Source organism: Puniceibacterium confluentis (assembly GCF_007923445.1).
Lineage (GTDB): Bacteria > Pseudomonadota > Alphaproteobacteria > Rhodobacterales > Rhodobacteraceae > Puniceibacterium > Puniceibacterium confluentis.
On record NZ_VOJI01000005.1, the window covers coordinates 249,244 to 267,669 of the forward strand.

The 18,426-nt window shown below is 63.5% G+C and carries 18 protein-coding genes, 1 tRNA gene and 3 pseudogenes; 12 read left to right on the forward strand and 10 right to left on the reverse strand.

Annotation, left to right across the window (positions count from 1 at the left end; translation table 11 throughout):
- Positions 1 to 237: 237 nt before the first annotated feature.
- Together rpoH and FOY53_RS08345 are read right to left on the reverse strand one after the other, a co-directional pair.
- Complete coding sequence (gene rpoH, locus FOY53_RS08340) at positions 238 to 1,134, reverse strand: RNA polymerase sigma factor RpoH (protein WP_146587672.1); 897 nt, start codon at positions 1,132 to 1,134, stop codon at positions 238 to 240.
- Between the two features lie 183 nt (positions 1,135 to 1,317).
- Positions 1,318 to 2,343 (reverse strand): RluA family pseudouridine synthase, encoded by a 1,026-nt coding sequence (locus tag FOY53_RS08345; protein ID WP_146587674.1) that lies wholly within the window; start codon positions 2,341 to 2,343, stop codon positions 1,318 to 1,320.
- Here FOY53_RS08345 and FOY53_RS08350 point away from each other — a divergent pair.
- Entirely contained in the window at positions 2,342 to 2,641 is a 300-nt protein-coding gene (locus tag FOY53_RS08350) for a DUF6476 family protein (RefSeq protein ID WP_146587676.1), read from the forward strand. The genes FOY53_RS08345 and FOY53_RS08350 overlap by 2 nt on opposite strands.
- On the opposite strand, the gene FOY53_RS08355 is transcribed toward FOY53_RS08350, so the two are convergent.
- Positions 2,638 to 3,117 carry a GNAT family N-acetyltransferase gene (locus tag FOY53_RS08355; protein ID WP_146587678.1) on the reverse strand — a complete coding sequence of 160 codons (480 nt, stop codon included), beginning with the start codon at positions 3,115 to 3,117 and terminating at the stop codon, positions 2,638 to 2,640. The genes FOY53_RS08350 and FOY53_RS08355 overlap by 4 nt on opposite strands.
- A gap of 125 nt (positions 3,118 to 3,242) precedes the next feature.
- Between FOY53_RS08355 and FOY53_RS08360 the strand changes: the two genes are divergently transcribed.
- Positions 3,243 to 3,443 carry a DUF6324 family protein gene (locus FOY53_RS08360; protein WP_146587680.1) on the forward strand — a complete coding sequence of 67 codons (201 nt, stop codon included), beginning with the start codon at positions 3,243 to 3,245 and terminating at the stop codon, positions 3,441 to 3,443.
- A gap of 11 nt (positions 3,444 to 3,454) precedes the next feature.
- On the opposite strand, the gene FOY53_RS08365 is transcribed toward FOY53_RS08360, so the two are convergent.
- Positions 3,455 to 3,907 carry an MmcB family DNA repair protein gene (locus tag FOY53_RS08365; protein ID WP_372833804.1) on the reverse strand — a complete coding sequence of 151 codons (453 nt, stop codon included), beginning with the start codon at positions 3,905 to 3,907 and terminating at the stop codon, positions 3,455 to 3,457.
- 131 nt (positions 3,908 to 4,038) lie between these two features.
- On the opposite strand from FOY53_RS08365, the gene FOY53_RS08370 reads away from it, so the two are divergent.
- The 5 genes from FOY53_RS08370 to FOY53_RS08390 all read left to right on the forward strand — a co-directional run bounded on the left by FOY53_RS08370 (position 4,039) and on the right by FOY53_RS08390 (position 8,899).
- On the forward strand, positions 4,039 to 5,388 hold the full coding sequence (locus FOY53_RS08370; RefSeq protein WP_246107327.1) for a hypothetical protein: 1,350 nt from the start codon (positions 4,039 to 4,041) through the stop codon (positions 5,386 to 5,388).
- Positions 5,385 to 6,131, forward strand: a complete 747-nt coding sequence (locus tag FOY53_RS08375) for a COG3904 family protein (protein WP_146587682.1) — start codon at positions 5,385 to 5,387, stop codon at positions 6,129 to 6,131. Before FOY53_RS08370 ends, FOY53_RS08375 begins: the two co-directional genes overlap by 4 nt.
- 726 nt (positions 6,132 to 6,857) lie before the next feature.
- Positions 6,858 to 7,400: a sigma-70 family RNA polymerase sigma factor gene (locus FOY53_RS08380; protein ID WP_146587684.1), complete on the forward strand. Its 543-nt coding sequence runs from the start codon at positions 6,858 to 6,860 to the stop codon at positions 7,398 to 7,400.
- Positions 7,397 to 8,095 carry an anti-sigma factor gene (locus FOY53_RS08385; RefSeq protein ID WP_146587686.1) on the forward strand — a complete coding sequence of 233 codons (699 nt, stop codon included), beginning with the start codon at positions 7,397 to 7,399 and terminating at the stop codon, positions 8,093 to 8,095. The genes FOY53_RS08380 and FOY53_RS08385 overlap by 4 nt, the downstream gene beginning before the upstream one ends.
- A 183-nt stretch (positions 8,096 to 8,278) precedes the next feature.
- A complete protein-coding gene (locus FOY53_RS08390; RefSeq protein WP_146587688.1) occupies positions 8,279 to 8,899 on the forward strand; it encodes a hypothetical protein in 621 nt (206 codons plus the stop codon).
- 122 nt (positions 8,900 to 9,021) lie between these two features.
- Here FOY53_RS08390 and nusB read toward each other — a convergent pair whose 3' ends face one another.
- The 4 genes from nusB to FOY53_RS08410 all read right to left on the reverse strand — a co-directional run bounded on the left by nusB (position 9,022) and on the right by FOY53_RS08410 (position 11,691).
- Positions 9,022 to 9,504 carry a transcription antitermination factor NusB gene (gene nusB / locus FOY53_RS08395; protein ID WP_146587690.1) on the reverse strand — a complete coding sequence of 161 codons (483 nt, stop codon included), beginning with the start codon at positions 9,502 to 9,504 and terminating at the stop codon, positions 9,022 to 9,024.
- Entirely contained in the window at positions 9,501 to 10,052 is a 552-nt protein-coding gene (locus FOY53_RS08400; protein WP_146587692.1) for a 6,7-dimethyl-8-ribityllumazine synthase, read from the reverse strand. The genes nusB and FOY53_RS08400 overlap by 4 nt, the downstream gene beginning before the upstream one ends.
- Positions 10,052 to 11,179: a 3,4-dihydroxy-2-butanone-4-phosphate synthase gene (ribB, locus tag FOY53_RS08405; protein WP_146587694.1), complete on the reverse strand. Its 1,128-nt coding sequence runs from the start codon at positions 11,177 to 11,179 to the stop codon at positions 10,052 to 10,054. The genes FOY53_RS08400 and ribB overlap by 1 nt, the downstream gene beginning before the upstream one ends.
- Before the next feature lie 206 nt (positions 11,180 to 11,385).
- On the reverse strand, positions 11,386 to 11,691 hold the full coding sequence (locus FOY53_RS08410; protein WP_146587696.1) for a hypothetical protein: 306 nt from the start codon (positions 11,689 to 11,691) through the stop codon (positions 11,386 to 11,388).
- Between the two features lie 103 nt (positions 11,692 to 11,794).
- On the opposite strand from FOY53_RS08410, the gene FOY53_RS08415 reads away from it, so the two are divergent.
- A complete protein-coding gene (locus FOY53_RS08415; RefSeq protein ID WP_146587699.1) occupies positions 11,795 to 12,751 on the forward strand; it encodes a hypothetical protein in 957 nt (318 codons plus the stop codon).
- Here FOY53_RS08415 and rlmB read toward each other — a convergent pair.
- The gene (gene rlmB / locus FOY53_RS08420; RefSeq protein WP_146587701.1) at positions 12,748 to 13,527 is read right to left on the reverse strand and encodes a 23S rRNA (guanosine(2251)-2'-O)-methyltransferase RlmB; all 780 of its coding nucleotides are present in this window, start codon (positions 13,525 to 13,527) and stop codon (positions 12,748 to 12,750) included. The genes FOY53_RS08415 and rlmB overlap by 4 nt on opposite strands.
- 133 nt (positions 13,528 to 13,660) lie before the next feature.
- On the opposite strand from rlmB, the gene FOY53_RS23040 reads away from it, so the two are divergent.
- The 4 genes and pseudogenes from FOY53_RS23040 (at position 13,661) to FOY53_RS08430 (ending at position 18,125) form a co-directional block, all read left to right on the forward strand.
- A tRNA-Tyr gene (locus tag FOY53_RS23040) sits at positions 13,661 to 13,744 on the forward strand.
- Between the two features lie 1,512 nt (positions 13,745 to 15,256).
- Positions 15,257 to 17,059, forward strand: a pseudogene (locus FOY53_RS08425) (Ig-like domain-containing protein); the annotation flags it as partial.
- 19 nt (positions 17,060 to 17,078) lie between these two features.
- A pseudogene (locus FOY53_RS24195) lies at positions 17,079 to 17,192 on the forward strand (hypothetical protein); the annotation flags it as partial.
- 102 nt (positions 17,193 to 17,294) lie between these two features.
- Positions 17,295 to 18,125 (forward strand): NHL repeat-containing protein, encoded by an 831-nt coding sequence (locus FOY53_RS08430; protein WP_146587705.1) that lies wholly within the window; start codon positions 17,295 to 17,297, stop codon positions 18,123 to 18,125.
- Positions 18,126 to 18,136: 11 nt separating this feature from the next.
- On the opposite strand, the pseudogene FOY53_RS08435 reads toward FOY53_RS08430, so the two are convergent.
- Positions 18,137 to 18,352, reverse strand: a pseudogene (locus tag FOY53_RS08435) (IS5/IS1182 family transposase); the annotation flags it as partial.
- Positions 18,353 to 18,426: the final 74 nt, after the last annotated feature.

Consider the following 18,426-nt stretch of genomic DNA (forward strand, 5'->3'; position numbering starts at 1 on the left):
TTTGTCTGATGCCGCCATTGCTAGCGCAACCATCGACCGGAACGCCAGAACTCTGAGCGGTTTGACCACAGGGTTGCGGTGCAGCGCCGGATGCGCGGAACTCGCCTGTCCTGCTCACCGGACGGCGCAGCCCGCAGGGTTGCAATTGGTGCGTCCAACGCGATCGGCCGAGCGCAGTGCATAAAAAAGCGGCGGTCGAAATCCCGACCGCCGCCTGATGTCACCATGCGGGAACGTTCAGGCCTGCGCGAGCATGCCCTGTTCGCGCGCAAGTTCGCGCATGCGTTTTTGCAGCTTTTCAAAGGCCCGTACCTCGATCTGGCGGATGCGCTCACGGCTGACATCGTACTGGCCGCTGAGATCCTCGAGGGTGACAGCCTGATCGGCCAGACGCCGCTGTGTCAGGATGTCCTTTTCGCGATCGTTCAGCACATCCATCGCGCTGGCCAGCAAGGCGCGACGCGCTTCGAGCTCATCGCGTTCGGCGTAATCGCCAGCCTGATCGGCATCTTCGTCTTCGAGCCAATCCTGCCACTGCATCGTCCCCTCGCCTTCGGAGCCGACGGTGGCGTTCAGCGACGCATCCCCGCCCGAAAGACGCCGGTTCATCGAGATCACCTCGGTCTCGGTCACACCGAGGTCGGTGGCGATCTTGGTCACATGTTCGGGGCGAAGATCACCGTCTTCCAGCGCGCCGATGCGTGACTTTGCCTTGCGCAGGTTGAAGAACAGTTTCTTCTGACCCGAGGTCGTGCCCATCTTGACCAGTGACCAGGACCGCAGGATGTATTCCTGAATCGAGGCGCGTATCCACCACATCGCGTAGGTGGCCAGCCGAAACCCTTTTTCGGGATCGAACCGCTTCACCGCCTGCATCAGGCCGACGTTCGCCTCCGAGATCACTTCGGCCTGCGGCAGTCCGTAGCCGCGATAGCCCATGGCGATCTTCGCCGCGAGGCGCAGGTGCGACGTGACCATCCGGTGCGCGGCCTCGGTGTCCTGCTCTTCGACCCAACGCTTGGCCAGCATGTATTCTTCTTCCGGCTCCAGCAGCGGAAACTTGCGGATCTGTTGCAGGTAGCGGCTCAGCCCGCCTTCCGGCGACGGGGCCGGCAGATTGCCATAGTTGCTCATCCCTCTTCCCTCCATTATATCGGGGCCGCGATATGTTTATTCGCTTAACATGCATATGGGCAGCGGCCCGAGGGGTTTCAAGCGCAGTACGCGCCATTGGTTTCCATGAGATTAACGCAAAGAGAGGCGAAGTGGATCCATATGTCAGTGCGCTCACGCGCATGTGCTGTTTGCGAGAGCCCTTTAGCTGCGCAAATGCGCAATAAGCGTCGCCATATCCGCCGGAAGCGGCGCCTCGAAACGCATCCATTCACCGCTCACCGGATGTTCAAATCCAAGTTCGGCAGCATGCAGCGCCTGACGCGAAAACCCCTGGACCGCCTCGGCCGCCGACGCAGACACCGCCGATGCCGCCAGCTTGCGGCGCCCGCCATAGGTCGGATCCCCCACCAGCCCGTGGCCGATATGCGCCATGTGCACACGGATCTGATGGGTCCGCCCGGTCTCAAGCCGGCATTCCAGCAGCGCCAGTGTCGGCGGCGTGCCGAATGTCTCGAGCAAGCGTGCCCGTGTCACCGCGTGCCGCCCCTGACCAAAGAATACCGCCTGTTTCTGGCGGTCGGTCCGGTGCCGCGCCAGTTGCGTTGTCACCTTGATCACCGCCCCCGGCTCGGCGGAAACGCCGCGCAGGCCGCGCAGACGCGGATCACCGGTGTCCGGTACGCCGTAGCACAGCGCGCGGTAGCTGCGCGCGACGGTGTGCGCCTCGAACTGGGCGGCCAGACCGTGATGCGCGCGGTCGGATTTCGCCACCACCAGCAACCCGCTTGTGTCCTTGTCGATGCGGTGCACGATGCCCGGCCGCTTTGCGCCGCCGACTCCGGACAGGTCATCGCCGAAATGGTGCAGCAGCGCGTTCACCAGCGTCCCCGACGGCGACCCCGGTGCCGGGTGGACCACCATGCCCACCGGTTTGTTGACCACGATCAGATCCGCATCCTCGTAGAGCACATCCAGCGGGATGTTTTCCGGACCGATATGGCTGTCCTCGGCTTCGGGTATGGCGATGTCGATCACGTCCCCTTCGGCCACCCGGGCCTTGGGATCAGTCAGAAGCTCGCCGTCGCGCGTCACCTGCCCCTCGCCAATCAGCCGGGCCAGCCGGGTGCGCGACAGCGCCGCCGCCTCTGGCACATCGCGTGCCAGCGCCTTATCAAGACGCGGCGGCGGTGCCGCGCCTATCACCACCTGCATCACGTTGGACGCCATGACCGATACTCCCGAGCCGCCCCTGCCAGAGCCGGCCAATCTGAAATTCCTGCGGTTGCTTGTCACGACGCTGACAGCCACCATGATTGTCGGGCTTCTAATCATCATCACGCTGATTGTCATCCGCTACCGTGACCGCAGCGCGCCGCTGCCCGACGCGATCACGCTGCCGGATGGCGCCACCGCCACCGCCTTTACCCAAGGGTCCGACTGGTATGCCGTGGTGACAGCGGACAACCGCATCCTGATCTTCGATCGCAGCACCGGCGCGCTGCGCAAATCCATCGCTCTGGATTAAAGCGCGATTTCCCAGGCCTGTTCGACGAGGTCCACGCCGAAACTGTGCACCGGCCGCGCGTCCACCAGCTGCCAGCCGTTGCGTGCATACAATGCGCAGGCCGCCCGGTGGCTTTCGTGCGTCCACAACACCATGCGCCGGTACCCGGTGTCGCGGGCATAGCCCATGCAGGCGCGCAGCAGCCGCAGGCCCAAACCCTGGCCGCGTGCCTCGGGGGTCAGCAGGAACAGCCGCAGCTTGGCGGTCTCGGCATCCTGCCGCACGCAGAAGATGCTGCCCAGCCGCTGACCGTTGCGCACGGCGATCCAGGCCCGCTCGCAGGCCGGGTCACGGTCGCGCTGATAGGATTCGAGGATCTCTGCCACCAGCGCCCCGAAACTGGGATCAAACCCTTCGGCGCGCGCGTAGAGCACCCCGTGTTGTTCCACCAGCCAGCCGACATCTGCCGGTTCAAGATCGCGCAGCATCACATCCATGCCAACAGATAGCCTCGGGCATGCTTGCATTTCAACACCCTGCAGCGTAGGGAACCGCCCTTGAAACTGATTGCTGCAAAGACGCCCGTCCGGGCGGACAAGCGGCCCCCGCCGCGGAGCACGCCATGGGCATCAATACCGAACGCGACATCGAAGCCAACCTGCAGATCGGTCCCACCGACCTCGGCATGGTGCGCCTGTTCGTCCTGACCGATCAGCTCGAGATCCCGATGGATTTCACGCCCGAAGAGGCCGAGGAAATTGCCGAAGAGATCCGCGCCGCCGCCGCTGCCGCCCGCAAGGTCAAGCCGCGCGGCAAGCGGTAGGCAGCGTCACGTCAATACGACGCCAGCACAAAGTCGGGGTCGCGCATCATCTGCAGCCGCCGCGCGGCATGGATCGCAAATCGGCGGATCAGTGCATTGCGCCGCGCTCCGGCCAGCCTGGTCTCGGGTGCCATGCGCAGGATTTCCGCATCATAGGCATCGGCGATGATCAGGCCGGTGCCCTCGGGCAGCAGGTCGGTGGGAAACGCCTGATCCACTGCCCAGAAATAGCGGTCGCACCAGTCAAGGTATCCCTGCCACTTGCCATCCGACAGGAAATCCGCCCGGCTCGATTTGCACTCGACCACCCAGATGTCGCCCTTTGGGCCCAGCGCCATCACATCCACCCGCTTGCCGCGTTCGGGGGTGAACTCCTCGACCACCGAGAATCCGTGGCTTGCCAGATGGCGGCAGACACCGCGGGCCAGCATCTGACCGGGCATGAGAGAGATATCGGGCGGCATCGACATGGATAAATTTATGAACATTACGTGAACAAATGCAAGCCCCTGCCATCACACCCTTCCATCGGCGCGCTGCGGCCTTACCTTAAGGCGGATATGCCAGCGCTGCCCCATCCCGCCAAGGAGCCGACATGACCGACAAGACGCAGCTCACATCGGCCCAGGCACGCGGTGTCCGCTATGCCCGCGAACTGGAAACCCACCTCACATGGCTTGAAACATTCTCGGGCACGGCGCTGGGTGTTCTGGCGGTGGCGTCGGGCATCTATACCTATCTGGGCGTCTCCTCCCTGCTGGATGACAACGGCGCGATGTCGGTTTTTGCCGCCATCGCCTATTCCGTCGCGGTGTCGGTCGGGATCTTCGTCTTCTGGTCCTACCTGATACGGCTGTTTCCCGCCGTCCGCTCGAAGGGAGCAAAGGCCGGGTTGCTGGCGTCGATGGGCCTTGGCTCGGTGGCGATCATTGCGATGTCCTCCTGGCTGAACGCTGCGGCGCTTGCCGGATCGGCGGCGGTCGAACAGCATCTTGCCAAGACCGTGCAGGACTATCAGTCCTCGCTGGAACGGGCGCATGAGGTCGCCCTCACCGGTCAGTCGCTGGAACGGGATGTGGCCCGGGTACGCCAGAGTTTTGAGGACCTTTCCGAGCAGGAGGCGGCGGGATCGCTGTCCGGCCTGGCCGGGCGGGGCGCCGTGTTCCGGGTGCTGCGCCAGAAATCGGCAGAGCTTTCGGGTCTGGAAACCCAGATCGCGGCGCAGACACCGCTGGTGGAACAGGCCTTTGCCCAGGGCAACGGCATCCTGTCGCGGATGCGCGCCCTGACAGTGGAACCCGGCCCGGTCGAGGCGCGCTCGGTCGAATTCTCGGAATCCGCGGTGCAACTGCAGGGCCTGATCGCGCAGATGCGGCAGCTTTCGGTCGCCGCCCTCGTCGAACGAGCGGCGCAGGATCTTGCCGCCTCGGTTGTCCTGCCGGAACTCGATGGCGCCACCGAGGCCACCCGGGGCAATCAGGCGGCAACCATCACCTCGGTGCTCGAGGTTCTGGCGCAACGGGCACGGACGCTGGAAAGCGCCGCGAAAGGCGTGCTGGCGTTGCAGCCCGCGCCAGAAGTGACCTATACGCCGATCTCTGCGGCGGATGCGGTGATCCTCTATGCCCGCAACTTCGTGCCCTCCTGGGCGGGCGCCATCGCCATTGACCTGCTGCCTGCCGTCCTGGTCTTTATCCTCGCCATCACCCAGTCCGCGATCCGGTCGGGGCGCGAAGGGGTTGGGGTCGAGGACACCATGACCCTGGCCGAACTGCGCGCCGCACTGCAGGCCCTGCGCGACGTGGAAGAGGCGATCGGCCTGCGCGAGGCGCGCGACGTGGCAACGGCGGTCGAGCCCGCGTCGGCCCCTGCCGACGTCGACACAGCCCCGGCCCCGCACCCGCCACATTCGGACATTCCGCGCCTGTCGGGCAAATCCGCATGATCGGCCTGCCCTCGGTTTCGCGCGTGCTGCGTGCCGCGTTGATCCTGCAACTGGGGATCGGCGCCCTGCTGGTGCTGGGGGACATGCGCGAGGGCGGCTTTCGCCTGCCCCGCCTGACCCCGCAAGCCCCCCGTCTTTCCGAACCGGTACGTCCCGGCGATCAGCGCCGGACCTTCAACCCCGGCCGCGACCGTCCGCCTCTGGCACCGCTGCGCGACCCGGGGCCCCTGCCCGACCGGCTGACCCTGACCCATGTCAGCGGCTCCACCTGGCGGCTTGAGGGCGGGATCGTCGCCGGTGACGCGGTCCGCATCGGCGCGCTGATCGACGCCGCGGACGCGCCGGTCGAGACCCTGATCCTGCAAAGCCCGGGCGGGTCGGTTCAGGACGCACTGGATCTGGGCCGCCACCTGCGCGCAGGCGGCATCGGCACCCGGATGCTGGACGGCGAGTTCTGCTATTCGGCCTGCCCCTATCTGCTGGCGGGTGGCGTGACCCGCGACATTGCGCCAGCGGCTTCTGTTGGTGTGCATCAGCATTATTTCGGCGAAAACACCCTGTTGCCTGCCTTTGTCGCCGTCGAGGATATCCAGCGCGGTCAGGGCGAAGTGATGGCCTATCTCGATGAGATGGGCATTGATCCCATGGTCATGCAGCACGCACTGACCACACCATCCGATCAGATTTACGTGCTGTTGCCCACCGAGCTGGAACGATATGGCTTTCCCGCCAGCCGAAACTGACGGCCAATGCCCTCACCGCAAACATGACGCGATCCGAGGTCCTGCGCGGTAATGGCGGTCTCGCACTCAGCCGCCGAAAGCCCTGACGCTGAAAAGATCGTGCCGCAGCCCCCTTGTCGCGGTCGGCCGCACCTCCTACCTTGAGCGTCAGGCGGGTTTCTGCTCTTCACGTTACGGGTTGCATTCCGGTGGCCTTAAGCAATTCCGAGGGAGTTGGCTCTGTCCGGGCCCTGGTCCGGTTACCTGACGCCCACCTGTACATACAGGTCCTCGGGAATGAGATAACCTCACGGTTGCTGCGGTTCCCGCCGCTGAACAGCGCCCCTCGCAAGGGGGGCGCTTTTTCATGACCGCAATGACAGGACCACCGCAGCGACGGAACCTGCAACAGAAGGTCACACAACAGCGCGCCGCGTTCTGCGCCACCGCCACATTGGCCCGCTCGGACATGGGCGCCGTCCGGGCCGCGGGCCTGGTTGGAGCCGAACCGGTCCGCGATTGCGCCAACACCCGTTTCGGCATCGCCTGTCACTGTCGCACGCGGCCACCAGCAACGTCACGGCCACCAGTGCGAAAGAGTTTCACGCTTTCAACGGTTGACAGCTCGGCTGCCCGCAACAGATTGAATACCATTCGAAAGTTTCGGACCGAACTCGTACATTCAGCGTCAAACCGACCGCCGGGGGATCCACAGGGTCCCCCGTATCCCGACAAAGGACCAGACCCTTGGCACAATCTGAAGATATCGAAGCGCTGATCGCCCGTACGGCTCTGGGCGACCGCAAGGCCTTTGCCACCCTGTACGATCAGACCTCGGCGAAACTATTCGGGGTCGCCCTGCGTGTGTTGAACAACAGGGCCAATGCAGAGGATGTCCTGCAGGAGACATATATGAAGATCTGGCGCTATGCGGACCGGTACACGTCGAACGGAATGAGCCCGATGACCTGGCTCATCACCATCGCACGCAACACCGCCATCGACCGGATCCGCGCCACCCGCGATGCGGCCGATGTCGATGCCCTGGCCGACCGGCTTGCCGCGCCCGGCCCGACGCCAGAACAGTCGGCCGTCGCCGGCGGCGAAGCGGCGCGGATCGTCGCCTGCCTCGACCAGCTGGAACAGGATCGCGGACAGGCAGTGCGCGGGGCCTACCTGCAGGGCCTCAGCTATGCCGAGCTGGCGGAAAAATTCAGTGTGCCGCTGAACACGATGCGGACCTGGCTGCGGCGCAGCTTGATCAGTCTGAAGGAGTGCATGGAACAATGACCACATCATCGGAGACTCCGGATGACGGCCTGCTGGCCGCCGAATACGTGCTGCGCCTGATGCCACCGCGCGAAGAATCCGCCTTTGAGGACCGTTTGGCGCAGGAGCCCGGTCTGATGGGTTATGTCACGTTCTGGGCCACCCGCCTGTCGGGCATGAACGACGAAGTCGCCCCGGTGGCGCCGCCGTCCAGAACCCGCCGGCAACTGATGGAGCGGCTGTTCGGACCGACCCAGCGGCAAACCCTGTGGCAGCGCACCGGTCTGTGGCAGGCGCTCAGCTTTGCCGCGGTGGCGCTGGCGGCATTCATGGCCCTGCAGATGCTGCGCACGCCTGAACCCACCCTGCCCGGCACGACGGCACCACTGCTGATCAGCGAAATCGCGGCCGAGGACCAGTCGCTGCGCGTGCTTGCGGTCTATGATCCGAACGAGCAGCGCCTGACCGTCACCCGCACCGCCGGACAGGCCGCGCTGGGGCGCGCGCTGGAACTCTGGGCCATCGCCGAGGGCGCCGCGCCGGTGTCGCTGGGTGTGCTGCCAGACGAACCCAGGGCCACGCTCGCCCTGCCCGCCGATCTGCGCGAACAAGTCGCGGGCCTGACGCTGGCGATCTCGGACGAACCGCCGGGTGGCTCAACCACCGGGGCGCCGACAGGGGCTGTTCTGGCCGTGGGCCAGGTCACCGAACTTTGATCTTCAGTCCGCGTAGTCCGTGACCCGGAAGACAACCAGAGGCGCGCCGCGAACCGGCGCGCCAACATTACCCCAATCAATTCAGTGCACATTCACAAGCCCGGCGACGCGCGGACCTGTGTTACAGTTATATTAAGGCCTCTGGCCCAATCATTCACTGACCCCCTTCGGAACAGCGAGTGAATGGATCAAATGACCAGATTAATTCTCGGAATGTCCTGCGGCCTGATTGTGACCCTGGCTTTGCCTGCCTGTACGGCTCAACCATATTCCAAAGAATCCAGATACAGCTCCGGCTCGGATATGCATCATGTCGGCAATACGGCCCCGGAAAAGCAATCCACACCGGTTGCGGGCGATTCCATCAGCAGCCAAAGCAGGCATCCGCTCGACTCGGTGAGACTGGGCGGCTCGGACCTCGCGGATGCAGGCACCACCGGCGTCGGCATGTGGATCAATGGCGGTGCAGAGCTGAATCCGGCTCTTTCATGGGCAGGGCCACTGGTGCCAATCGTTACGATCCCGGCGAAATACGCGATGAAAAAAGGCATCGTCGCAACCGGAGTCAAGGCGCCGCTTGCCAACGTCGCGGTGGAAAGCGGCAGCATGTTCGGAACCTGCTTCAACCTGGCAAGCCTCGCCGCTGTCGAGCCGATCACCGCTTCGCTCATAGGCATCACCTGCGGTGGTATTTACGCAGTCCGGCAAAACCAGCGCTATCAGAGAGAGACGGGGCGCACGCTCAATGGCCAAATCACCAACCAGACGCCGCCGCCCGGAAATACCGTGCAGGCACCGATCTGACAGCAGAAAATGTCCACCAGAATTTAGCCTCCGCTGACGAGGCCACACCAACGCAAGATTTCGCCATCGGCGCAAACAGACCGCTGTTCCGATGCTTTGTCCGGGAAGCCTATGGCGTTTTCTCAGAATGCGTCGGGCCGAGCATCACGGGCCATGTGATCCAGCACCGCGTTCACGAAACTCGGCTCTTTGCCTTCCGGATAGAACGCCCCGGCAATGTCGACGTATTCCTTGATCACCACCCGCGGCGGCGTGTCGGAATTGACGAGTTCCGCCCCCGCCGCCCGGAACAGGGCGCGGATGGTCGGATCAATCCGGGCAATCGCCCATTTCGCCACGATCGCCCGGTCCGCCATCTGGTCGATCTTGGCCTGCCAGGCGACCGCGTCCTCGATCGTCTTGGTGAACAGGGTGACGTCGCCCTCCATCATCTCGTCGCCCTCGTAGGTCGCACCGAACCGGTGGTCGAGGAATTCGAGGCGCACCTGATCGACGGTCAGGCTGGAATGTTCCATCTGGAACAGCGCCTGCACGGCATAAAGCCGCGCCGCTGATTTCATCTTGCGTTTCATGTTGCCCGAGGGGGCGGCGGTTGGCGTGGTCATACGGAGGTCTTGCCCTTGCTGCTGCCAGCGATCTGGTACTCGTCCCGGGCGGGTTTGAACCCCACGCCTTCGCGCTGGCCGCCCCACTTACGGCTGAGGGCGATCAGATGCAAGGCCGCCGCCGCCGCGCCGCCGCCTTTGTTCTGGCCTGCCGCTTCGGCGCGGGCCTCGGCCTGGGCCATGTTCTCGACCGTGAGGATGCCGTTGCCGATGCACAGCCCCTGCAGGCCCAGCAACGCGAGACCGCGCGAGGAATCGTTGCACACGGTGTCGTAATGCGTGGTCTCGCCCCGGATGATACAGCCCAGCGCCACATAGCCGTCAAAGTTGCTCAGCCGCTCAGCGATGCCCACGGCGGTGGGCACTTCCAGTGCGCCGGGCACTTCGACAGTTTCGTGCGTGCCGCCCGACGCTTCGATCTCGGCGCGCGCACCGGCCAGCAGCTGATCGGCAATGGCGCGGTAATAAGGCGCCACCACAATCAGCAGCTTGACCGGCTTGGAAAATTCTGCCCGTGGCAGGGTGTAGTGGTTTTCGGTTGCCGCCATCATCCTAGCTCCGAGATTTTCTGGGTTCCGACAATCCTGAGGCCATAAGCGTCGAGCCCGACGATCTTTGGCGTCGGCGAATTGGTCAGCAGGGTCAGGTCCGACAGCCCCAGAGACGACAGGATCTGCGCGCCCAGACCGTATTGGCGCAATGTCTTGGGCGAGACTTCGTCATGCACGTCCAGCTTCATCGACGTGTCGCGCAGCAGCACGACAACACCGCGTCCTTCTCTGGCGACAGCCTCCATCGCGACGTGGAATTCCGCCGCACGGCCGCGCGGCCCGGTGCCGACAACGTCCAGCATCGGATCCATCGCGTGCATCCGCACCAGCACCGGGGCGTCGCCGGACAGATCGCCCTTGGTCAGCACGATATGTTCGTCTCCGTGGGTTTCGTCGGTGTAGATCCGCATGTTCCAGTTACCGCCGAATTCCGAGGTGATGACCTCTTCCTTGCGCACCCGCACCAGATTGTCATGCCGCCGCCGGTAGGAAATCAGATCGCTGATCGTGCCGATCTTGATGCCATGCCGCTGGGCAAAGGCGACCAACTCGGGCAGCCGCGACATCGTGCCGTCTTCGTTCATGATCTCGCAGATCACGCCGGCCGGGTTCAGCCCTGCCAGCCGCGCCACATCGACCGCGGCTTCGGTATGGCCCGCGCGCACCAATACGCCGCCGTCCTTGGCGCGCAGCGGGAACACATGCCCCGGTGTCGCGATGTCCTGTTCACCTTTGGAGGCGTCGATCGCCACCGAAATGGTCTTGGCCCGGTCCGCGGCGGAAATGCCGGTCGTGACACCTTCGCGGGCTTCGATCGAGGTGGTGAACGCGGTCTCGTGCCGCGATGAATTGTTGGTCGACATCAGCTTGAGCCCAAGCGTTTCGACACGCTTTGCGGTCATGGCAAGACAGATCAGCCCGCGACCATAGAGCGCCATGAAGTTGATGGCATCCGGGGTGGCCCATTGCGCCGGGATCACCAGATCACCTTCGTTCTCGCGGTCTTCGTGGTCAACCAGAATGAACATGCGCCCGTTGCGCGCATCCTCGATGATTTCCTCGACCGAAGAGATCGCGTCTTTCCAGTTCTCTTCGACCGGACCAGGGGTTTCGTAATCCGCCATTGGACCTCCGCAAATGTCACCGGCGCGCGGGACGGCCGGATGTTACCGGGCAGATAAGCCACAGAGGCGCAATTGACCAGAGCGACGTGCACCCCTCTGTGGCCCTGCCCCGCGAATCGCCCCCCTCGGCAGACACACGTTCGGCGGGCACATCTGTCGACACCGGACCCGATGCCCGGTGCGGCAGGGCACCGTCCCGGACGGGATCAGTCGAACAGATCCTCAAGCGCGTCAAACGCCTCGTCCAGAAACCGCCGACCCAGAGTCTTGCGCCGTTTCACCTTTTTGCGCTTGTCCTTGCAAGCTCGCCCAGGCGCCGGTTCGCCAGCCCGTCGCGTGCGCTGCGGTTTCGCGCCGTCCGGCTGGGGGCCACTGACGGGCAGCCGCTTGAGATCCCGCAACGGTGCGCCACAGGCCGCACAGGACAGTTCGTGTCGCACTTCCCCCCGCAAGATCAATGCTGCACGCGCGCCACAATAGCAGCAGGTGGCGATTCTGGTCGTCTGGGGCATGAACCCTCCGGTACGGTCGGGATTGATATCGCCTCGGCGCCTGCTGTTTGCAAGAGCCGCCGGATTTGCAAATGCAGGGCTGAACTCGCGCAAAGCGTGTGCTATGCTCGCGGCATTGACCCAAATGGATTTTGCCATGTCCGATCTGCCGCCTCCCGCCGCCCCGGCTCCGGCGAACACCAGTCCCGGGATTCCGGCGCTGTCCCGGTTTGACACCCTGCCCTTCACGGTCAGCCTGCGCCGCGTCAATCTCGCAGTCGGCTATACGGCGGCGCTCCTGCCGCTGGCAGTCTGGCTGCCCGGCGCTCTGCTGGGCACCTGTCGGCAAAACAACGGCCTCGATTCGATCAGCCACTATTACTACAGCCCGATCGGCGGTGACCTGTTTGTCGGGGCTCTGTGTCTGATCGGCGCGCTGATGCTGTTCTTTTTCACCATTCCCGAGGATGCCGACACCGTCGAACGCATGAGCCAGGTGGATGAATTCCGCCGCTTCACCCAGCGTGACCTTTGGCTGGCAAAGATCGCAGGGGTCATGGCCTTTGTCATTGCACTCGTGCCGACCGATGGCTCGGGCTGCTTCCTGTCCGAGGACGCCATGCGCGGATATTTCGTCATCCCTGCGGATTTTGGCCTTTTCGGCCCCGGCACTCAGACACTCGATCAGGTGATTGTCGCCTTTGACCTGAGCGCCATATCCGGCGTGCCCTGGACATCCACCCTCCACGGACTGGCCGCAGGCGTGATGTTCGCGATCCTCGGGTACTTTTCGTTGTTCGTCTTCACGCGCGTGCAGTCGCACAAATCAATGCGCACCGCGACCAGCACGGGGCAACGGAAAAAGATTCGCAATGTCATCTACGTCGTCTCGGGCGTGGTCATCTACGCCACGATCCTGGCATTGCTGTTCAAGAAAATCGCCTGCACCGGCGCGGCGGACTGTGCCTATGACGCCAGCAACTTCACCTTCTGGGCCGAAACCCTCGCCTTGCTCGCGTTCGGCTTCAGCTGGCTGACCAAGGGGCGCTTCATCCGCTGGCTTGCGGACGAGCCCGACTAGGCCCGGGCCGCATACAGGGACACAGCCGCCGCGTTCGAGACGTTGAGAGAGCCGAAATCACCGGCAAAGTCGATCCGCACCAGCGCATCGCAGGTCTCTTTCGTCTTTTGCCGCAGTCCCGGCCCTTCGGCCCCCAACACCAGTGCCACAGCCCGGTCGCGCCGACCCTCCAGCGCGGTTTCAATCGTCTGCTCGGCTTCGCCGTCGAGCCCGACGACGAAATAGCCCATGGCCTTCAGCTTCTCCATCGCGTCCGCCAGATTGCGTTCACGCAGATAGGGCTGGCGCTCCAGTGCACCGCTGGCGGTCTTGGCCAGTGCGCCGGTTTCGGGCGCACTGTGGTGCAGCGTTCCGATCACCGCGCAGGCGCCGAACACCTCGGCCGAGCGCAGGATCGCTCCGACGTTGTGCGGATCGGTGACCCGGTCCAGCAGCAGAACCCGCGGCGGCCTCGTACCGTCGCCCAGCGCCACGTCGTCAAGCCGCCCCCAGTTCAGGGCCTTGACCTCGAGAGCGGCGCCCTGGTGCACGGACTGCGCTTCAAGCGGCGCGGAAAACCGGCGCGGGTCGCTGATCTCGGGGGTGATTCCCGCGGCCGTGATCGCGTCCTCAAGCTTTGCCTGCGCATTCAGCGTCACGATCAGCCGCAACTTCTCGCGGCGGGGGTTCATCAAGGCGTCGCGGACCGCATGCAGTCCGAACAGCCACACGGTCTCGGCGGCGGACGCTTTGCGGGACTGTTCTTTTTCCACGACCCATTTGGGTTTTTTAACCATGTTCCGGCCCTTTTGCGATTGCGCGGGACCATGGGCAAACGCGACAGTGACCGCAAGGGATTTTCCAGTTGACGCCGGTTTTATGCACCGGTAATCACCCCCTCACGTCGAAGCGCCCCGGTGCCTCGACAGTGGGCGACAGGCCGCAAGGTGTGGCAGGGGACTGTAACTCCCTCGCGGAGACGCACGCCTGGTTCGATTCCAGGGTCGCCCACCATATTCTCAGAAAACTCAATGAGACCAACGCCGATGCGCCCCGCGCACCTGACGCAGAAAAACCATATATCTCAATGACTTGCAGGTCAGGTGTCCCGCTCGACCAATCCGATTCGGAACGCGCAGCGTCCAGCGCTTTGGCCCCCGGTGAGCAGATCAAACGCATATCCACCCCGCCGCGAACGCCGCAGATTGAACGGCGCGGACCGGACGGTATCCGGGAACGGCAAAGCCAGGGAATCTCGGTTGCGCGGCTGCAACTGCAACCGATGTGTAGATAGTGCTCGGCGCGGGTCTATCGTCGGGGCGGGCGCGATGGAAGCAGTCAGCCTGTCGCTCCGGTGAGCGATGCAAGCGCGCTTTGCATGGTCACGGAGGTTACCTTGGCTGCAGGGAGCGACCGGCCCCAAAATGCTGTTCGTCGTCCTCGCAGGGTGCTGTTCGGAGACTCAGCATTGCAGCACATGCCGGCTCTTGCCGTCGGTCAGGCTGATCTGGGCCAAGGGGGTGCTGACCCCAGGCCAGATTGCGCAAAACAGCCTGACCTTGACTAAATCGACCGGATTGGCCAAGATCGGAGTATTGTATTGATACTCATCGCGGGCTGGAATTGGTCTGTTGAAGGGTAATTTTTGTCCGGTAACCTTGATGATTTCGGTCGGGGTGACAGGGGCTCAGCAAGCCGGATATCCGGACGCGGTACAACAGTTGTCAGAGCAGGATCAACTGCCACTGGCAAGAATTGGACTTTCTACCAACGCACCACAGTTATGATTTTTTTTGATGGGCATTGCGGCCAGATTGGCAGAAACCAATGAGCGACACATTCATTTTCGAAGCCAGGATATCCTCCGGCACGGATGATGCGGAGGAGCGTACGTCGGGGTCGGTATACCTCAACAGTTCCGATCTCGAGATTGTGGATGACGGAGGCAAGACCGGCCAGACCATCGGGCTTCGCTTCACCAGCATCGACATCCCGGCGGCTGCGATCATCACCACTGCCTACATCCAGTTCCAGGTCGACGAGGTCGATACCGGCCCCTCTTCCCTGACGATCCGGGGGGAGAACACAGACGACGCCGCCGCCTTCACCAATGCCCGTTTCGATGTCTCCTCGCGCGGCGCCACGGCGGCATCCGCCGTCTGGGCGCCTGACGCGTGGAACGTCGTGGGGGCGGCGGGGGTCGCCCAGCGGACCTCGGACCTCGCGGCCATCGTGCAGGAGATCCTCGACCGGGGCGACTGGGCTGCGTTCAACGACCTGGCCTTCCTGATCACCGGCAGCGGGGAGCGCACCGCGGAAGCCTTTGAGGGCAGTTCTGCCGGCGCGCCGCTGCTGCATGTCGAATATACCCTGCCGGATGACGGCAATGCCCCGCCGACCCTGGATCTCGACCTTGATGACTCCTCGGTCGCAGGCACCGGCTATGCGACGACCTTTGTCGAGAGCGGCGCTCCGGTGGCGATTGCCGATGTCGATGCCGTGATCACCGACACCGATGACACCGACATGGAGCGCGCCACCATCACGCTGACGAATGCGCAGGCAGGCGATGCACTGACGGTAAACCTCGCGGGCCTGCCGCCCGGGATCACCGTCAATGCGGCCTCGACGACAACCAACATCATCCTGTCCGGCACCGCCTCCCTCGCCGACTATCAGCTCGCCTTGCAGCAGGTTCTGTTCGACAATACGAGCACGTCCCCGGATCCGGTCGACCAGGTGGTCAATGTGGTGGTGAACGACGGCTCGCGGAACTCCGACACTGCCGTTGCCACCGTCGCCATCAATCTATTGCCTGAAGCGCTCGATGACAGCGCGGCCGGTCTTGTGAACACCACCACCGTCACCGGCAACGTCCTTGCGAACGACGATCAGGGCGACACGCCGACCACCATCGTCACCTACGATCCTGTCGGCACCGCCGGTGGCGCTGTGGTCAGCAACGGCAACGGCACATTCGACTACACCCCGGTCACCGATTTCACCGGCACGGATACCTTCACCTACACGATCCAGGACAGCACCGGCGACCAGTCCACGGCAACAGTCTCGATCGCCGTCACCAGCGCTGCTCCGACGGTCTTTGAAGCCAGGATATCCTCCGGCGCGGATGATGCGGAGGAGCGTACGTCGGGGTCGGTATACCTCAACAGTTCCGATCTCGAGATTGTGGATGACGGAGGCAAGACCGGCCAGACCATCGGGCTTCGCTTCACCAGCATCGACATCCCGGCAGCTGCGATCATCACCACTGCCTACATCCAGTTCCAGGTCGATGAGGTCGATACCGGCCCCTCTTCCCTGACGATCCGGGGCGAGAACACAGACGACGCCGCCGCCTTCACCAATGCCCGTTTCGATGTCTCCTCGCGCGGCGCCACGGCGGCATCCGCCGTCTGGGCGCCTGACGCGTGGAACGTCGTGGGGGCGGCGGGGGTCGCCCAGCGGACCTCGGACCTCGCGGCCATCGTGCAGGAGATCCTCGACCGGGGCGACTGGGCTGCGTTCAACGACCTGGCCTTCCTGATCACCGGCAGCGGGGAGCGCACCGCGGAAGCCTTTGAGGGCAGTTCTGCCGGCGCGCCGCTGCTGCATGTCGAATATACCCTGCCGGATGACGGCAATGCCCCGCCGACCCTGGATCTCGACCTTGATGACTCCTCGGTCGCAGGCACCGGCTATGCGACGACCTTTGTCGAGAGCGGCGCTCCGGTGGCGATTGCCGATGTCGATGCCGTGATCACCGACACCGATGACACCGACATGGAGCGCGCCACCATCACGCTGACGAATGCGCAGGCAGGCGATGCACTGACGGTAAACCTCGCGGGCCTGCCGCCCGGGATCACCGTCAATGCGGCCTCGACGACAACCAACATCATCCTGTCCGGCACCGCCTCCCTCGCCGACTATCAGCTCGCCTTGCAGCAGGTTCTGTTCGACAATGCGAGCACGTCCCCGGATCCGGTCGACCGGGTGGTCAATGTGGTGGTGAACGACGGATCGCGGAACTCCGACACTGCCGTTGCCACCGTCGCCATCAATCTATTGCCTGAAGCGCTCGATGACAGCGCGGCCGGTCTTGTGAACACCACCACCGTCACCGGCAACGTCCTTGCGAACGACGATCAGGGCGACACGCCGACCACCATCGTCACCTACGATCCTGTCGGCACCGCCGGTGGCGCTGTGGTCAGCAACGGCAACGGCACATTCGACTACACCCCGGTCACCGATTTCACCGGCACGGATACCTTCACCTACACGATCCAGGACAGCACCGGCGACCAGTCCACGGCAACAGTCTCGATCTGGGTCACCAACGCCGGTGGCAGCAACCCCCCGACTGTTGTTGGTATTCATACGATGTGGTCACATAATATCCCCGACCCTTCAGGCATCGCATACGATNGATTTCACCGGCACGGATACCTTCACCTACACGATCCAGGACAGCACCGGCGACCAGTCCACGGCAACAGTCTCGATCTCGGTCACCAACGCCGGTGGCAGCAACCCCCCGACTGTTGTTGGTATTCATACGATGTGGTCACATAATATCCCCGACCCTTCAGGCATCGCATACGATCCGGTTTCGAATAGGATACTCATCTCGGATTCTGAAGTCGACGAACTGCCGATCTACAACAACGAAGACCTGTTTGCGTTCAACCTGAGCCCTGCCGGACTCGATGCGGCGCCGGATATGACATACGATCTTCCATTCACACCAGAAGCCACGGGGCTGGCGATAGATGGAAACTTAAACCGGATGTACATCACAGACGACGATGCTGCTTCGGTCTTCGTCGTTGACCCGTCAGACCCAACGACCTTGCTGTGGTCACTGAATGTCGAGAACCTCGGCAGCGATGATACCGAGGATGTGGCGGTTGATCCGGCAACCGGAAATCTGTTCATCATCAACGGCTTCTCGCAATCCATTCAGGAGCTGTCGCTCGATCATGTGGGCCAGACCGGGACATTGGTCAATACGTTGGTACTTTCGGACCCGGAAATCAGAGATCCCGAGGCGATCGCGTACGATCCGGTCCACAATGTCTTCCTTGTCGGCGGTGGGTTCAGTGCGGACATCTGGATCGTTGACCGAAATGGCGACACGCTGGCAAAGATCGACCTGCTTGAGGGTTACCGGAATGATCATGTTCCCGGCGGCAGCGGCACGATAAGAACCAATGTGAAGGACATCGAACTGGCCCCCGCAAGCGACGGCAGCGGCGCGACGCACATCTATGTGGCGGATTTCGGGAACAGCCATGTTCTGGACGGTCGACTTATCGAGATTGACCCTGGCGATATTTTTGGGGGCATTGCGACACAAGGGGTTCAGGTGGACGACACGCTCTTCTTGTAGGCAGCCTCAGCAGCGTTCCTGCGCGGCGGGATGACGGCATGCGCGCCCCGGGCGGCAACTGCTTCGTGGCACCTGCGCGGATCCGGGGCGCCGTCCGCAGGGACCGATCCGATCTCCATGCGGGCGCGGATCCGGGCCGGAAGTTCGGGGAGCATCGGAGCGTCACCAACGCTGCTGCCGGTGATTTCGATGGCCCTGATTTCCAACTTCTGCTCGTCGATGCCTAACACGCTGCTGAAAAACCCCGCGCTGGACGCGGGATTTAGGACATGATTCACTTTTCCTGATGGTTTGCCGGAGG

Bases quoted from the DNA above. Each gene is read 5' to 3' on its own strand.
- rpoH (WP_146587672.1), bottom strand. From the start codon at position 1,134: ATGAGCAACTATGGCAATCTGCCGGCCCCGTCGCCGGAAGGCGGGCTG.
- FOY53_RS08350 (WP_146587676.1), top strand. From the start codon at position 2,342: ATGACCGATACTCCCGAGCCGCCCCTGCCAGAGCCGGCCAATCTGAAA.
- FOY53_RS08345 (WP_146587674.1), bottom strand. From the start codon at position 2,343: ATGGCGTCCAACGTGATGCAGGTGGTGATAGGCGCGGCACCGCCGCCG.
- FOY53_RS08355 (WP_146587678.1), bottom strand. From the start codon at position 3,117: ATGGATGTGATGCTGCGCGATCTTGAACCGGCAGATGTCGGCTGGCTG.
- FOY53_RS08360 (WP_146587680.1), top strand. From the start codon at position 3,243: ATGGGCATCAATACCGAACGCGACATCGAAGCCAACCTGCAGATCGGT.
- FOY53_RS08365 (WP_372833804.1), bottom strand. From the start codon at position 3,907: ATGCCGCCCGATATCTCTCTCATGCCCGGTCAGATGCTGGCCCGCGGT.
- FOY53_RS08370 (WP_246107327.1), top strand. From the start codon at position 4,039: ATGACCGACAAGACGCAGCTCACATCGGCCCAGGCACGCGGTGTCCGC.
- FOY53_RS08375 (WP_146587682.1), top strand. From the start codon at position 5,385: ATGATCGGCCTGCCCTCGGTTTCGCGCGTGCTGCGTGCCGCGTTGATC.
- FOY53_RS08385 (WP_146587686.1), top strand. From the start codon at position 7,397: ATGACCACATCATCGGAGACTCCGGATGACGGCCTGCTGGCCGCCGAA.
- FOY53_RS08390 (WP_146587688.1), top strand. From the start codon at position 8,279: ATGGATCAAATGACCAGATTAATTCTCGGAATGTCCTGCGGCCTGATT.
- nusB (WP_146587690.1), bottom strand. From the start codon at position 9,504: ATGACCACGCCAACCGCCGCCCCCTCGGGCAACATGAAACGCAAGATG.
- FOY53_RS08400 (WP_146587692.1), bottom strand. From the start codon at position 10,052: ATGGCGGCAACCGAAAACCACTACACCCTGCCACGGGCAGAATTTTCC.
- ribB (WP_146587694.1), bottom strand. From the start codon at position 11,179: ATGGCGGATTACGAAACCCCTGGTCCGGTCGAAGAGAACTGGAAAGAC.
- FOY53_RS08410 (WP_146587696.1), bottom strand. From the start codon at position 11,691: ATGCCCCAGACGACCAGAATCGCCACCTGCTGCTATTGTGGCGCGCGT.
- FOY53_RS08415 (WP_146587699.1), top strand. From the start codon at position 11,795: ATGCTCGCGGCATTGACCCAAATGGATTTTGCCATGTCCGATCTGCCG.
- rlmB (WP_146587701.1), bottom strand. From the start codon at position 13,527: ATGGTTAAAAAACCCAAATGGGTCGTGGAAAAAGAACAGTCCCGCAAA.
- FOY53_RS08430 (WP_146587705.1), top strand. From the start codon at position 17,295: ATGTGGTCACATAATATCCCCGACCCTTCAGGCATCGCATACGATCCG.